Raw genomic sequence first — 15,447 nt, forward strand, 5'->3', positions numbered from 1 at the left:
TCGCCTGCGGATCTCGGGGGCGACCCCAGGGCGGCCGCGGGCGACCGGGGTGCCAGGCTTGGCGACCGTGACGTCCCGCTTCGATCCCGTGGCCGACCCTCGCCCGGCCGACCAGCCCTGGCCGGCGATGACTTGGCCGGTCGACCCCGAGGCCCGGCTCGCGGTCGGCCCGGTCGAGCTCCGGCTCGTCGACCCTGCGCGTGACGGTGCCGAGCTGTTCGCCGCGCTGGACCGCGAGCAGGTGTGGACGCACATCACCAGCCGGCCCGCCGCGGTCGAGGAGTACGTCGAGCACCTCGCCCGGTCGCTGGCGCTCGGCCGGCTGCCGTGGGTGGTCCGGCTGCGCGAGCCGGTGAACGGCCTGCCGGCGGGGAGCGTCGTTGGCACGTCGTCGTACCTCGAGGTGTCCGTCGCCGACGCCCGCCTCGAGATCGGCTCGACCGCCTACGCGCCCGCCGTGTGGGGGAGCGCGGTGAACCCGTCGGCGAAGCTGGCCCTGCTCGAGCACGCCTTCGAGGAGCTCCACGCGGGGCGGGTCCAGCTGAAGACCGACGTGCGCAACACCCGGTCCCAGCAGGCGATCGCGCGCCTCGGCGCACGCTACGAGGGGACGCTCCGGCGTTACCAGCGCCGAGCGGACGGGTCGGTCCGCGACACCGTCGTGTTCTCGGTGACGGCCGAGGAGTGGCCGACGGTGAAGGCAGGGCTGCACGCTCGGCTGGCTGGATGAGCCGATGCCGTTGCTTGCGTGACGCCGGTCCCGAGATGGCCTAGCCTCGGGCGGATGGACCAGATCGTCCTTCCTGTCGCTCCCTCCCGCGAGGACCCGCCGCTCTCCGCCGACGAACGCTCGGTGCTCGAGTCGTTCCTCGACTACCACCGGGCCACGCTGCTGAGGAAGTGCGCGGGGCTCACCGGGGAGCAGCTCGTGCAGCGGTCCGCGCCGCCGTCCTCGCTGAGCCTGCTCGGCCTCGTGCGCCACCTGACCGACGTGGAGCGGCACTGGTTCCGCCGGGTGCTGCACGCCGAGGACGCGCCGGCGCAGTACTGGCGCGAGGACAACCACGACGCCGACTTCGACGACGTCGACGCTGCGGGTGCAGCCCGCGACCTGGACCGCTTCCAGGAGGAGGTCGCCACCTGCCGCCGGACCGCTGCCGGGCACGCCGACCTGGACGGCCTGAGCGTCGGGGACAGTCACGGCCGGAAGGTCTCGCTGCGCTGGATCTACGTCCACATGCTCGAGGAGTACGCCCGGCACAACGGGCACGCGGACCTGATCCGGGAGCGGGTCGACGGGGCCACCGGCGAATGAGCCCGGTGGGGCACCGAGATGTGACGTTCTCCGCATCTTCGGCATTTCGCCCATCCCGCGCACCGGCAGGTGTGAGCATCCTCCGTCGGAGGGTGTGAGGGACACACCCGGGAGAGCCGGCCATGCCGGTGAGGGAGTGTGCCGTGGACGTCGTCGACCGTGCCGTGACCGTGAAGTTCTTCAATGACCACAAGGGTTTCGGCTTCGTCGAGGCGCCGGGCGTCGACGACGTGTTCGTGCACCGCTCGGCCCTTCCGGGCACCGGGTACCGGACGCTGGTGGCCGGCGAGCCGCTGCTCGTCGACATCGGCCGGGGTGAGCGCGGTCCGCAGGTGATGGCGGTGCGGCGGCCCCCGGAGCGTCGCTCGGGAACCGTCTCGTCCTTCGAGTTCGGCCGGGGCTTCGGCCGGATCCGCGGTGAGGACGGCACCGAGGTCTTCGTGCACTACAGCAACATCCTCACCGACGGCGGCAAGGCGGAGCTGACCGCCGGGGAACCGGTGGAGTACACGCTCAGCGAGACCGAGCGGGGCCTGCAGGCGCTGCTGGTCAAGCGGATCGACGCCCGGCCGCCGTACGACCGGTTCGGGTACGTGCCCGAGGAGAGCTACCACCGGCTGGCGGCCCTCGCGGAGCCCGAGGACTGGACGCTGCAGGACGACCTGACCCCCGGCCCCGAGCCGCGCCGGCTCTCGCTGCTGGAGAACTACCTGCGCTACACCTTCGCCCGGCTGACCGAGCAGGACCGGGTCGCCTACGGCGTGCAGCCCTCGGGGCAGCGGGTGGCGGCGTTCAACACCGGCCTGGTCACGCCGAACCAGGAGGAGATCTACGGCTTCTACTGTGCCGCGGAGGGCGCCGAGGACGGCCGCGAGTGGCGCTTCGTCGACTGGACCAAGGCCAGCGACAACCGGCTGTCGGGCGCCTTCGCGGAGCGCCCCCAGCTGGCCGGGTACTGGGACGACCCCGCGGTGCTGTTCTACGACGTCCGGCGCCCGCTGATCCTGGACTGGGACCACTTCGTGGCCGACAACCTGCACCGCTACCCCGACATCTTCCGCGACCAGCCGGCGCTGGCGCGGGCGGCGACGATGGCCGCCGTGGAGGTCGCCAAGCAGCGGGTCGCTCGCAACTACAAGACGGCGGTGCCGCAGTACCACCGCGGCGAGGTGCAGCTGCTGCTGCCGCTGAGCCTCGACGGCTCCGGCCAGGCCCAGCTCGCCCTGGTGGTGCGCCGCGCGGGGCACGAGTACGTCGGGGAGACGGTGCTCCCGCTCGCCGTGGCGATCAAGAACGCGCGGCTGCTCTCCCGGCCCGACCGGGACTGGCTGCAGGCCTGACCTCCGCCGGTCGCATCCTGTCGGCGCGGGCTGCCATACTCGGCCGGGTCCGACGCCGAGGCGAGGGGGATGCCGATGCCGCGAGCTGTGACCCGCACCGCGTTGCTGCTGGTGCTGGCCCTGCTCAGCAGCGCCTGCGGCCTGTTCGAGAGCGATGATCCGACCGACGACGCGGAGGCGTTCGCCAGGGCGCTGTCGCGCGGGGACCTGACCGCCGTACCCGTGGTGGAGGGGAGCGGGCAGCAGGCGCAGACGTGGTGGGAGACGGTCCGCGAGGGCATGGACGAGTCGGAGCTGCGGGTGCAGGTGGAGTCGGTCGAGGAGACCGACGACCGGGCGACCGCGCGGCTGGCCCACACCTGGGTGCTCGACGCCGACGGCACGTCGTGGTCCTACGACACCAGCGTCGACCTGGTCCGCCGCGACGACACCTGGGCGGTCGAGCTCCAGCCGTCGGCCGTCGCTCCCGACCTGGCGGAGGGGGAGCGGCTCCGGGTCACCTCGATCGCCGCCGAGCGCGCCGACATCCTCGGCGCCGGTGGCCGCGCCCTGGTGACCGACCGTCCCGTGGTCCGGTTCGGCGTCGACAAGACCCTCGTGCCGCCGGCACGGCAGGCTGCGTCCGCCCGAGCCCTCGCTAAGCTGCTCGACGTCGACGCCGACGACCTCGTGCAGCGGGTCGAGGCGTCAGGGGAGCGGGCCTTCGTCGAGGCCCTCGTGCTGCGTCAGGAGGATGTCACCGCTCGGATCGGCAGTGGCTACAAGGCGATCGAGGGCGCCCGGGGGATCCCCGACGAGATGCCGCTGGCCCCGACCCGGGAGTTCGCCCGGCCGATCCTCGGCACCGTCGGTCCGGTCACCGCGGAGATGGTCGAGGAGTCCGGTGGCGACTACGCCGCCGGGGACGTCGCCGGACTGAGCGGGCTCCAGCAGCGGTACGACGAACGCCTTCGCGGGACGCCCGGAGTCAAGGTCGAGGCGGTCACGGACGAGTCCGAGGCCCGGGTGCTGTTCGAGGAGGCGGCGACCGCGGGCAAGCCGCTGCGCACCACCCTCGACGTGGACGCCCAGGCGGCCGCGGAGCGGATCCTGGCGAAGGTCGGGCCGGCGAGCGCCGTCGTCGCGCTGCGTCCGTCGACGGGAGACCTCGCGGCAGCGGCCAGCGGCCCGGGCTCGGAGGGCTACTCCACGGCGACGCTCGGGCAGTACGCCCCGGGCTCCACGTTCAAGGTGGTGAGCGCGCTGGCGCTGCTCCGCGCCGGCACCTCGCCCGGCGACCCGGTGCCCTGCACGAGGACGACCAGCGTCGACGGCAAGCAGTTCAAGAACTACTCCGACTACCCCGCGTCCTCGCTCGGCAAGGTCCCGCTGCGCGAGGCGTTCGCCCAGTCGTGCAACACCGCCTTCGTGTCCCAGCACGCTCGGATCGAGCCCGCCCGGCTTCGCGAGGCGGCCGCGGCGCTCGGGCTGGGCCAGGACGCCGACCTCGGCTTCCCGGTGTACCTCGGGCAGGTCCCGGCCGACGGCTCGACGACCGAGCATGCCGCCGCCCTGATCGGACAGGGCCGGGTGCTCGCCTCGCCCATCGCGATGGCGTCCGTGGCGGGCTCGGTCGCGGCGGGGCGGACCGTCGTACCCCGTCTGCTCGTCGGCGAGGAGGCGACCGCAGCGCCGGAGCAGCCGCTGACCGAGCAGGAGGCCCGGACCCTGCAGCAGCTGATGGCCGCCGTGGTCACCGACGGCAGCGGCTCGGTGCTGGCCGACTTGCCCGGTCCGCAGGTGCTCGCCAAGACCGGCACCGCCGAGTTCGGCGAGGCCGAGCCGCCTCAGACGCACGCCTGGATGATCGCGGCGCAGGGGGACCTCGCGGTCGCGGTGTTCGTCGAGGTCGGCGAGTCCGGCTCGCGGACCGCCGGTCCGCTGCTGGAGGAGTTCCTGGCCACGGTCGACTGAGGGTGCCCTCAGGTCGGCCCCGATAGGGTGGGACAAACCCTCAAACCGGCCAGTTCGCCCTTCCCACCCGACCCGGAGGTGTCGTGAGCGTCGACGACCTGTACGTCGTGCTCATCGCCGGCACCCTGGTCGTCCTGGCAGCCTCCGTCGCCGCCCGGTTCTCCGCGCGCCTCGGGCTGCCCACCCTGCTGCTCTACCTCGGGATCGGCCTGGCCCTGGGGGAGTCGGGTCTCGGCCTGCAGTTCGAGGACGCCGACCTGACCATGGTGCTGAGCAGCGTCGCGCTCGCGATCATCCTGGCCGAAGGTGGTCTGACCACGCCGTGGCGGGCCACGAGGCCGGTGCTGCCGCAGGCGGTGCTGCTGGCGAGCGTCGGCGTGCTGGTCAGTGTCGTGGTCACCGCGGGGATCGCGCACCTGACCCTGGGCGTGGAGCCGCGCACCGCCCTGCTCATGGGCGCGGCCGTGTCGTCGACCGACGCGGCCGCAGTGTTCGCCGTGCTCCGGCGTCTCCCGGTGCCGATCCCACGCCCCCTGCGAGCCAAGCTCGAGGCCGAGTCAGGGTTCAACGACCCGCCGGTGATCATCCTGGTCACGATCGTCGCCTCCGACGCCTGGGAGAACGCCGGGCTGCTCGAGGGCGCCGGGATGATGCTCCAGCAGTTCGTCATCGCAGGCGTGGTGGGTCTGGCCGTGGCCTGGGTCGGCGCCGCGATGCTGGCCCGGGTGGCTCTGCCCGCGTCGGGGCTCTATCCGCTGGCGACGCTGGCGATCGCACTGCTGGCCTTCGCGCTGGCCGGGATGGCGGGCGGCTCCGGCTTCCTCGCGGTCTACATCGCCGGCCTGTGGCTGGGCAACGCCGCGCTTCCGCACCGTGGTGTGACGTTGGGCTTCGCTGAGGGGATGGCCTGGCTGTCGCAGATCGGCCTGTTCGTGCTGCTGGGCCTGCTGGCCAGCCCCAGCCGTCTTCCCGATGCCCTGCTCCCGGCCCTGGCCGTGGGTGGTGGCCTGCTGCTCGTGGCGCGACCGCTCTCGGTCGTCGTGTGCTCGGTGCCCTTCCGCGTGCCGTGGCGCGAGCAGGCGTTCATGTCCTGGGCCGGCCTGCGCGGGGCGGTGCCGATCGTGCTCGCCACGATCCCGCTCAGCGCCGGGCTGCCCGGTGCGACGAAGATCTTCGACGTGGTGTTCCTGCTCGTGGTCGTGTTCACCCTGGTGCAGGCGCCGATGCTGCCGTGGTTGGCGAGCAGGCTCGGGATCACCCAACCGCTCGACCCTCGAGGGGTGCACATCGAGTCCTCGCCGCTGGAGGACGTGGGCGGGACGCTGCTCCAGTTCGGTGTCCCGCCGAGGTCCCGCCTGGCCAACGTCACGATCGACGAGCTCCGCCTGCCCGAGGGTGCGGCGGTGACCCTGATCCTCCGGGAGGGCACCACGATGGTGCCCGACCCGAACACCACGATCGCCGCCGGCGACCACCTGCTCGTGGTGAGCACCGCCGAGGTCCAGGCGGCGGTCGAGCAGCGGCTGCGCAAGGTGAGCCAGGGTGGCCGGCTGGCCTCGTGGCACGACCCGGACTGACGCGGGCCCAGTCGCCCGACGGAGCGGACCCGGCGCCGGTCACTCCACGGGGTGGACGCCGCGGGCGCGGACCACGGCCACGGGACAGTGGGCGTGCTCGACGAGCGCCGTGCTCACCGACCGCAGCAGCAGGGCCCGGGGGCCCCTGAGCTCACGGGTGCCGACCACCACGAGCTTGGCGGTCTCCGACGCCTCGATCAGCGCCTCGGCCGGGTCGGTGGACCGGTGCACGTCGCGGTGCTCGACGTCCGGGAACTCCTGCGGCAGACCCGCGATCGTCTCGGCGATCGAGAGCTCCTCCTCTGCGGTGACGCCGCGTTCCTCCGCCTCTGTCAGCAGCCCGAGCACCGACGACCCGCGGGAGAGCCGCTCCCACGAGCCGTGCACGATGACCAGCGGCAGACCGGTCAACGAGGCGTACTCGAACGCGAACCTGGCTGCCTCCCGCGACTCCGCGCCGCCGTCGAGACCGAGCACGACGTGCTCGATCAGGGTTCCCGGTGTCCGGTGGCTCGGCGGGCGTACGACGACCAGGGGGCACGTCGCGTGCCGGGTCACCCCGAGACTGACCGAGCCGAACAGCCGCTTGAACGCCTCGGAGCGACGTGAGCCGACGACGAGCAGAGCGGCGTGACGGCCCTCCTCGAACAGGATGCTGGTGGGCTCGCCGATGTCGACGACGCCGCTCGCCTTCAGACCCGGATGGTTCTTCTGCGCACGCTCGACCGCTGCGTCGACGATCATCTGGCCTGCCTCGAGCGCGACCCGCTCCGCTTGCAGGAGGTCCTGGGCGTTCGGTCGCACGCCCACGAAGCCGGTGCCGTGCACGGCGAGCAGACGACGGTTCGTGGAGGCGGCATAGTCGGCCGCCCAGTCCACCGCTCGATCACTGTCCGGCGACCCGCTCACGCCGACGACGACCGGGCCCAGCGCTGCAGACGTACCCATGGCATCAGGCTCACCGACGAGCCGGGGCCTGTCTAGAGGCGCCGGACTCGCCCGACTGGGGACCTTCGGCCCCGGCAGTGGTGCAGCAACCGGGGAGTTTTACAAAAAGTCAAGTCTTGTCAATCAGGAATACAGGCTCTACCTTTCTGTAAACCCCGACGGCAGGAGCAATCCCATGGCGAGCGTGATCGACGGCACCGGGACGATTCCCGACGGATCGACCGAGACCTGGAAGGACAAGAAGCGGTACCTGTGGCTGATCGGTCTCGTGGTGCCCTCGCTGGCGTTCGCGGCGATCGGGCTGCATGCCGTGACCGGGTGGAGCGCGTGGTTCTGGCTCGGCCCGATCGTCGTGCTCGTCGTCGTACCCGTGCTCGACCTGGTGGCCGGGCTGGACCGCTCCAACCCCCCGGACGACGTGATCGAGGCGCTGGAGAACGACAAGTACTACCGGTGGATCACCTACCTGTTCCTGCCCATCCAGTACGCCGGGTTCCTCTTCGCGTTCTGGATGATCGGCACCGGCGATCTCTCGGTGGCCGACAAGATCGGTCTCGCCGCGACCATCGGCACCATCGGCGGCATCGGCATCAACACTGCCCATGAGCTGGGGCACAAGAAGGAGAGCCACGAGCGGTGGCTGTCCAAGATCGCGCTGGCGCAGAGCTTCTACGGCCACTTCTACATCGAGCACAACCGTGGTCACCACGTCCGCGTCGCGACGCCCGAGGACCCGGCGAGCAGCCGGGTCGGCGAGAGCTTCTACGCGTTCTGGCCCCGCACGGTGTCCGGCTCACTGAAGAGCGCGTGGGGCCTGGAGAAGCGTCGCTACGCCCGTCGCAACCAGCACCCGTTCCGGCTCGGCAACGACGTCCTCAACGCCTGGCTGATGTCGGCGGTGCTCTGGACCGCGATGGTCGCCTGGCTCGGTGTCGGCATCCTTCCGTTCCTGGTCCTCCAGGCGGTCGTGGGCTTCTCGCTTCTGGAGATCGTCAACTACATGGAGCACTACGGGATGCTGCGCCAGAAGGTCGGCACGCCCGGGCGGATGCGCTACGAGCGGGTCGATCCCAGCCACAGCTGGAACTCCAACAACATCGCGACCAACGTGCTGCTCTACCACCTGCAGCGTCACAGCGACCACCACGCCAACCCGACCCGGCGCTACCAGACCCTTCGCGACTTCGAGGAGTCCCCGGTGCTGCCGACCGGCTACGCCGGGATGATCATCCTCGCGCTGTTCCCGCCGCTGTGGCGCCGCGTGATGGACGCCCGCGTGCTGGCCCACTTCGACGGGGACATCACCCGCGCGAACATCCACCCGCGCAAGCGGGACGAGGTGCTGGCCCGCTACGGCACGAGCTCCCGCCCGGGCGGCCGGCGTGAGCAGCTGAGCGAGGTGACCGCCGAGGACGCCCGGATCGCTGCGCACGACATCGTCGGCGGCGAGTGCCCGGGCTGTGAGTACGTCTACGACGAGGCGGTCGGCGACGACCGCGAGGGCTTCCCGCCGGGCACCCCGTGGGCCTCGATCCCCGACGACTGGTGCTGCCCCGACTGCGGCGTCCGGGAGAAGGTCGACTTCGCCCCGCTGACCCGGCAGGCGACCCGATGAGGATCCACGCGGACCCGGCCACCTGCGAGGGCCTCGGCATGTGCGAGGCGATGGCCCCGGACTTCTTCGAGGTCGGCCGCGACGGCACGGTGCGGGTGCTCGAGGAGAGCCCTGCGGAGGAGCACCGCGCCGACCTGGCTGCGGCTGTCGACTCCTGCCCGGTGCTGGCGCTGAGCCTGCAGGGCTGAGCCGTGGAGCGACTCGTGGTGGTGGGCGCCTCTCTCGCGGGGCTTCGCGCGGTGGAGGCGGCCCGCCGCCTCGGCTACACCGGTCGGATCGCCCTGGTCGGTGCCGAGGCACGCCCGCCCTACGACCGGCCTCCGTTGTCGAAGAGCGTCCTGGCCCCGGACGGTCCCACCGATGTCGCGCCGCTGCGGAGCGAGCACGAGCTGGCCGAGCTCGGCGTCGAGCTGCTGCTCGGTGAGCCGGCCGAGGCGCTCGACACCGTGGACCGCGCCGTGCTCGTCGGTGGCCGGGCCGTCCGGTATGACGGTCTGGTGATCGCGACCGGAGCGGCACCCCGCGCGTTCCCCGGACTCGGCCAGATCGCCGGCGTCCACGCGCTTCGCACGCGCGACGACGCCGTCGCGGTCCGCCAGGCCCTCGATGCCGGGGCCCGGACCGTCGTGGTGGGCGCGGGGTTCATCGGCTCCGAGGTCGCCTCGGCCGCCCGCGCACGGGGTCTCCCGGTCACGGTGGTCGACGCGATGGCCCTCCCGCTGACCCGGTCGGTCGGCAGCGAGGTCGGCACGGTCTGCGCCGACCTGCACCGTGCGGCGGGCACCGACCTGCGGCTCGGGACCGGCGTCGCCGGCGTCGAGTCTGCCGAGGGGCGGGTGACCGGGGTGAGGCTCGACTCGGGTGAGCTGATCGCGGCCGAGCTGGTCGTGGTGGGCGTCGGCGTGGCACCCGCGACCGGGTGGCTCGAGGGCAGCGGGCTCTCCTTGCACGCGCGGGACCGGGGCGTGCTGTGCGACGCCACGCTGTGGACGGGCGTGCCGGGCGTCTATGCGGCCGGCGATGTCGCCCACGTCGTGAACCCGCTGTTCGACGGTGACCTGATGCGCCCGGAGCACTGGACGAACGCGGCCGAGCAGGGTGCTGCCGCGGTGAAGCACCTGCTGGATCCCGCCGGTGCGCGACCACTGGCGAGCGTGCCGTACTTCTGGTCAGACTGGTACTCCCGCCGGGTCCAGTTCGTCGGCACACCCCAGGCCGACGAGGTGCTCGTGGCACGTCCCGCCGAGGACGGCTTCGTGGCGCTCTACCGTCGCGCGGACCGGGTCGTCGGCGCGCTCACCGTGGACCGTCCGAGCGACATCATGAAGCTCCGCCGCCGGATCGCCGAGCGGGGGAGCTGGGTCGAGGCGGTCACCTTCGCCCAGGACGATCTGGCCGCCGTGCCGGCGTAGCGGGCTGCCAGACCCGGAGCCGGAGACTCTTCCTCGGTCTCCCCTCGCACCTCCCGTCGTTACACTCTGGCCGGGGCGAGTGAGGGAGTCGGGGTGGGCGCAGGAGACGTGCGGTTGCGCGCGCGGCTGGAGCCGCACGCGGCCTCCGCCGCGCACGCCCGCCGGCTGGTCCGGAAGGCACTCGTGGACGGCGAGCGCGAGGAGCTCCTCGACGCCGCCGAACTGGCTGTCAGCGAGCTGGTCACCAACGCCGTCGTCCACACCGGCCGACCCGTCGATGTGACCGTCGTGCTGCTGCCGGCCGGTCTGCGCGTCGAGGTCGCCGACGAGAGCAGCCACCTTCCCGCTCCGCGGGCGTACGGCCCGACAGCCGGCACCGGCCGGGGCCTGCTCATGGTGCAGCAGCTGGTGCATGCGTGGGGCGTCGATCGTCGGTCCGACGGGGTGCCGGGCAAGGTCGTCTGGTGCGAGCTCGGCCACGAGGACGTGGGTGAGCGGTCCGACCGAGCAGTCGAGCGCGCCGCCGGGAGCTACGTCGAGGTGCATCTGCTCAGCGTGCCGCTGCTCCTCCATGCCGCCTGGCAGCAGCACGTCGAGGCCCTGCTGAGGGAGCACCTGCTGGCCGACCTCGACCAAGCCCTCGACGACGCGCTGGCAGCGGCGGTCGAGGGCAGGTTCCTCACCCCTCGCACCCAGCCGGAGCTTCAGGTCTTCCGCCGGTGGGTGTGTCGTCAGGTCGAGCAACAGGCCCGCGGGCAGGAACCGGAGCCATGGATCGTCGACGACGGACTGGTGGCACCCGCCCCATACCGCTGGGACGAGGACCCGGTGACGGAGGCGGAGGCGCCCGTGCTCGCCTGCGACGACGGCAACACGATCGTCGCCGTCAGCCGCGCCGCGGCGGCGCTCCTGGGCTACGACGACCCGACACAGCTGGTCGGCAGGCGGCTGGTGAGCATCATCCCCGACCGCTATCGGCAGGCCCACCTGGCCGGGTTCACGCTCCACCTCTACACAGGGCGACGCGCCCTGCTCGACCATTCGGCGCGCGTGCCCCTGCTGACACGCGACGGAGCTGAAGTGCCCGTGGAGCTCGCCGTGCGGGCCGTCTCCCTCCCCGACGAGCGCACGGTCTATGTCGCCTCCCTGCAGGCGCACCACGGCGGCACCGCCCGGTAGCGGATGCCCGCCGGCACGAGCCCGCCGGGGGACTGAAGACCCTCCGGAGCGGTCCGGTACGCCCTGTCCCACGCACCTCCGCCTGCGCAGACTGGTGTCGAGGGGGCGAGGACCGTGGCTGCCCGGACCGGTATCCGAGGAGTGGGTGTCGCCCTGCTGTTAGTGGTCGCGCTTGCTTCCTGCGGCACGTCGGTCTCCCGGACCACCCCCGCCGACGCGCCCGCCGGGGAGGTGAAGTGCGTGTCCTGCGCTCAGGCATTGGGCGCCGGGACGCTGCACCTGCCGCGACGCACCGCGGCGGTTCGCGTTGTCCTCGCCGGCGACGTCCTGCTGCACAACGGCTTGTGGGCCACCGCGGCCAACGACGCCCGGAAGGACGGCAGGCCGGCCGGCGTGCTCGACTTCGGGCCTCTGTTCGGCCCGGTCCACCGGCTCGTCGCCGGCGCCGACCTTGCGGTGTGCCATCTCGAGACGCCGCTCGCGCCGCCTGGCGGACCGTTCAGCGGCTACCCGTTGTTCGCGGTGCCACCGCGGATCGCCGGTGGTCTGCGACAGGCCGGCTTCGACGTCTGCACGACGGCCTCCAACCACAGCCTCGACCAGGGACAGTCCGGCGTCCGTCGTACTCTGCGGGCCCTCGACCGGCAGGGGATCGCGCACACCGGCACGGCACGCACGCCCACCGAGCAGCGACGCCCGGAGCTGGTGGAGGTGCAGGGGGTCCTGGTGGCGGTCCTGAGCTACACCTACGGCACCAACGGTCTCGTGGCCACACCGGGCACGGAGTGGTCGGTGAACCTGGCCGATCCGGCGCGGATCCGTGCCGATGCCCGGCGGGCGAAGGAGCGGGGAGCCGACGTGGTGCTGGTCGCCCTGCACTGGGGCAACGAGTACCGACACGAGCCGAGCGCGGCTCAGCTGGAGCTCGCGCGCGCGGTGACGCGATCCCGCCACGTCGACCTGGTCTACGGCCACCACGCGCACGTAGTGCAGCCGGTGCGCCGGATCAACGGCACGTGGGTGATCTTCGGGCTCGGCAACCTCGTCGCCCAGCAGGACCCGGCGATCGTCGGCGTCTACGAGGGGATCGTCGCGCAGGTCGACCTGGTCGGACGACCGTCGGGCCGGGTGGCGGCGAGGTACGTCGGTTACCGGCCGACGTACATCTCGCGCTTCCCCAGCAGCGATCCGGCGATGCGCGTGATCGACATCGAGCGCGCGCTGCGTCGAGGCACCTTCCCGGCGCTGCGGGGCGAGCTGGTCGCCGCGCGCGACCGGATCGCAGCGATCATGCAGTGAGGTAGACCCGGGCCTCCCAGGGCTCGAGCGTGGCGCCGTCCGAGCCGGGGACGTTGCCGAGCAGGAGCGTGGCCTCGCGCCAGCGGTCGGCGAACCGCGCGGGCACCTCGGTGGGAGCGCCGGAGAAGTTCGCGACCACCAGCAGCTCCTCGTGCGCCAAGGTCCGGGTGAACGCGAACAGCCGGTCGTGGTCGTCGAGGTGGAGGGTGAAGTCGCCGTGCGCCACCACGGGATGCTCGTGGCGCAGCCGGATCAGAGCGCGGTAGTGCTCGAACACCGACTCCGGGTCGCAGACCTGCGCGGCGGCGTTGATCTCCTTGTGGTTCGGGTTCACCGCCAGCCACGGTTCGCCGGTGGTGAAGCCGGCGTTGGGGGAGTCGTCCCACTGCATCGGCGTGCGGGCGTTGTCGCGGCCCATCGCCCGCAGCGACGACAGCACCTCCTCCGGGTCCGCCCCGGCGCCCACCGCCTCGCGGTAGTGGTTGACCGCCTCGATGTCCTCGAAGTCCTCGATCCGCTCGAAGGGATGGTTCGTCATCCCGAGCTCCTCGCCCTGGTAGACGTACGGCGTCCCCCGCTGCATGTGCAGCACCGTGGCGAGCAGCTTCGCCGAACGCTCCCGATGCTCCCCGTCATCACCGAACCGCGACACCACCCGCGGCTGGTCGTGGTTGTCCCAGTAGAGGGAGTTCCAGCCGACGTCGGCGAGACCCTCCTGCCAGTCGGCGAGGTTGCGTCGCAGGCGGCGTACGTCGAAGGGCAGCACGTCCCACTTCGTGGTGCCCCGGTCGACGTCCATGTGCTCGAACTGGAAGACCATGTCGACCTCGGGGTGCGCCGGGTCGGTGTACTGGCGGGCCTCCGCGATCGTGACCCCGGGCGTCTCGCCGACCAGCAGCAGCGGACGGTCGACGCCACGGAACACCTCCCGGTGCATCTCCTGGAGGAACTCGTGCACCCGCGGGCCGTCGGTCGTCGCGAAGCCGTGCGGTGCCCAGGGTCTGCCCGGCGTCGTCGGCCCGTCCGGGAGGCTGGTGTCCTTGGAGATCAGGTTGATCACGTCCATGCGGAAGCCGTCGACCCCCCGGGCGACCCACCAGCGCATCATGTCGTAGATCGCGTGGCGGACCTGGGGGTTCTCCCAGTTCAGGTCCGGCTGCTTCTTGGAGAACAGGTGCAGGTAGTACTCGCCGCTGGCCTCGTCGTACTCCCAGGCGGGACCGGAGAAGAACGAGCCCCAGTTGTTCGGCTCCGCGCCCGGCTCACCGGGCACGGCACCCTCGCGCGGCGGCCGCCACCAGTACCAGTCCCGCTTCGGGCTGTCCGGCCCCGACCGCGACTCGACGAACCACGGGTGCTCGTCCGAGGTGTGGTTGACGACGAGGTCCATGACGAGCTTGATGCCGCGGTCGTGCAACGCTGCGGTCAGCTCGTCGAGGTCCTCGATCGTGCCGAACAGCGGGTCGACGTCCTGGTAGTCGCTGATGTCGTAGCCGTTGTCGTCCATCGGCGAGCGGTAGATCGGCGAGAGCCACACCACGTCCACACCCAGTCGCGCGAGATGGTCGACGTGCTGGAGGACGCCCCGCAGGTCACCGACCCCGTCCCCGTCCGAGTCCGCGAAGCTGCGCGGGTAGATCTGGTACACGACCGCTGACTGCCACCACTGAGGTTCCACGACGTCCAGGTTGCCCGATTCCCGTCGCGGCTATGCGGGCAGGGGGCTCAGGCGGTCGCCGTGCCAGGCGCGGCCAGGGCCTCCATCTCGGCGCGGTAGGACCCCGACCGGGCGGCCGAGTTGAGCCGCGCCCGATGCAGCAGCGCCGCCTGCGCCGCCGCACGGTTGCTCTCCTCGCCGGCCCAGGCGCGCAGCACCGGTGCCTGCAGCGCGCGGCCGAACGAGAAGCTGAGCTGCCACGGTTGCGGGCCCTGCTGGTTGAGCGCGTTCAGTCGCGCGGTCGCGTCCTCGTCGGACATTCCGCCGGAGAGGAAGACGATCCCGGGTACGGCGGCCGGCACGGCCTCGCGAAGGACCCTGATCGTCGCTGCGGCGATCTCGTCGTGGGTCTGCTGTGTCGGGCAGTCCTTGCCGGGGAGGACCATGTTCGGCTTCAACAGGGTCGCCTCGAGCACCACCCGGTGCCGGGCGAGCTGGTCGTAGACGGTCCGCAAGGCGGCCACCGTGACCTCACCGCACCGCTCGAGGGTGTGGTCGCCGTCCATGAGCACCTCGGGCTCGACGATCGGAACCAGGCCGGCCTCCTGGGTGAGGGCGGCGTAGCGCGCCAGCGCGTGGGCGTTCGACTCGAGACAGGTGGTGGTCGGTCGTCCGTCACCGATGCGGATCACCGCGCGCCACTTGGCGAAACGAGCACCGAGCGCGGCGTACTCCTGGAGCCGCACGCGCAGGCCGTCGAGCCCCTCGGTCACGACCTCGTCGGGGAAGCCGGCCAGCGGCTTGGTCCCGCCGTCGACCTTGATGCCGGGGATGATGCCCTGCCGGGTGAGCAGCTCCGGCAGGGGAATGCCGTCGGCGGCACGCTGGCGGATCGTCTCGTCGAAGAGGATCACGCCGCTGATGGACTCCCCGAGCCGCTTGGTGCTGAACAGGATCTCGCGGTAGGCCCGGCGGCGCTCCTCGGTCGAGTCGAGCCCGATGCCCGCCAGGCGTTTCGCCATCGTCGGGTTGCTCTCGTCCGCGGCGAGGATGCCCTTGCCCGGTGCCACCATCGCCTGTGCTGTCTGGGTCATGAGGTCGAGCTGCACGACCGCCACCTTCTCTCTGCGCGGCAGGTGTAGTGCTTCCAGT

Annotated in this window: 13 protein-coding genes; 10 read left to right on the forward strand and 3 right to left on the reverse strand. The window is 72.0% G+C overall.

Translation table 11 applies throughout. The annotated features are described in order from the left end of the window. Positions 1-127 precede the first annotated feature (127 nt). From ACYVIH_RS15530 to ACYVIH_RS15550, 5 genes are all read left to right on the forward strand, one after another. A complete protein-coding gene (locus ACYVIH_RS15530; RefSeq protein WP_460870377.1) occupies positions 128-730 on the forward strand; it encodes a GNAT family N-acetyltransferase in 603 nt (200 codons plus the stop codon). Between the two features lie 54 nt (positions 731-784). Then, complete coding sequence (locus tag ACYVIH_RS15535; RefSeq protein ID WP_460870378.1) at positions 785-1,315, forward strand: DinB family protein; 531 nt, start codon at positions 785-787, stop codon at positions 1,313-1,315. A gap of 143 nt (positions 1,316-1,458) precedes the next feature. Beyond that, on the forward strand, positions 1,459-2,655 hold the full coding sequence (locus ACYVIH_RS15540) for a DUF3825 domain-containing protein (protein ID WP_460870379.1): 1,197 nt from the start codon (positions 1,459-1,461) through the stop codon (positions 2,653-2,655). Positions 2,656-2,730: 75 nt separating this feature from the next. After that, positions 2,731-4,608, forward strand: coding sequence for a penicillin-binding transpeptidase domain-containing protein (locus ACYVIH_RS15545; RefSeq protein WP_460870380.1), 1,878 nt, complete (start codon positions 2,731-2,733; stop codon positions 4,606-4,608). Positions 4,609-4,691: 83 nt separating this feature from the next. Further along, positions 4,692-6,185, forward strand: coding sequence for a potassium/proton antiporter (locus tag ACYVIH_RS15550; RefSeq protein WP_460870382.1), 1,494 nt, complete (start codon positions 4,692-4,694; stop codon positions 6,183-6,185). 39 nt (positions 6,186-6,224) lie between these two features. Here the strand turns inward: ACYVIH_RS15550 and ACYVIH_RS15555 are convergent, their stop codons facing one another. Then, a complete protein-coding gene (locus ACYVIH_RS15555; protein ID WP_460870383.1) occupies positions 6,225-7,133 on the reverse strand; it encodes a universal stress protein in 909 nt (302 codons plus the stop codon). 175 nt (positions 7,134-7,308) lie between these two features. Between ACYVIH_RS15555 and ACYVIH_RS15560 the strand changes: the two genes are divergently transcribed. From ACYVIH_RS15560 to ACYVIH_RS15580, 5 genes are all read left to right on the forward strand, one after another. Beyond that, complete coding sequence (locus tag ACYVIH_RS15560; RefSeq protein WP_460870384.1) at positions 7,309-8,748, forward strand: fatty acid desaturase; 1,440 nt, start codon at positions 7,309-7,311, stop codon at positions 8,746-8,748. Further along, positions 8,745-8,936, forward strand: coding sequence for a ferredoxin (locus ACYVIH_RS15565; RefSeq protein WP_460870385.1), 192 nt, complete (start codon positions 8,745-8,747; stop codon positions 8,934-8,936). Before ACYVIH_RS15560 ends, ACYVIH_RS15565 begins: the two co-directional genes overlap by 4 nt. 3 nt (positions 8,937-8,939) lie before the next feature. Continuing rightward, positions 8,940-10,160, forward strand: a complete 1,221-nt coding sequence (locus tag ACYVIH_RS15570) for an NAD(P)/FAD-dependent oxidoreductase (protein ID WP_460870386.1) — start codon at positions 8,940-8,942, stop codon at positions 10,158-10,160. Positions 10,161-10,253: 93 nt separating this feature from the next. Next, positions 10,254-11,339, forward strand: coding sequence for a PAS domain S-box protein (locus ACYVIH_RS15575; protein WP_460870388.1), 1,086 nt, complete (start codon positions 10,254-10,256; stop codon positions 11,337-11,339). A 114-nt stretch (positions 11,340-11,453) separates the two neighbouring features. After that, positions 11,454-12,638: a CapA family protein gene (locus tag ACYVIH_RS15580; RefSeq protein ID WP_460870389.1), complete on the forward strand. Its 1,185-nt coding sequence runs from the start codon at positions 11,454-11,456 to the stop codon at positions 12,636-12,638. Here ACYVIH_RS15580 and ACYVIH_RS15585 read toward each other — a convergent pair. Further along, entirely contained in the window at positions 12,628-14,316 is a 1,689-nt protein-coding gene (locus ACYVIH_RS15585; protein ID WP_460870390.1) for an alpha-glucosidase, read from the reverse strand. The genes ACYVIH_RS15580 and ACYVIH_RS15585 overlap by 11 nt on opposite strands. Before the next feature lie 47 nt (positions 14,317-14,363). After that, complete coding sequence (locus ACYVIH_RS15590) at positions 14,364-15,404, reverse strand: class I fructose-bisphosphate aldolase (RefSeq protein WP_460870391.1); 1,041 nt, start codon at positions 15,402-15,404, stop codon at positions 14,364-14,366. Between the last annotated feature and the right edge of the window lie 43 nt (positions 15,405-15,447).

This window comes from Nocardioides pakistanensis (assembly GCF_054781215.1).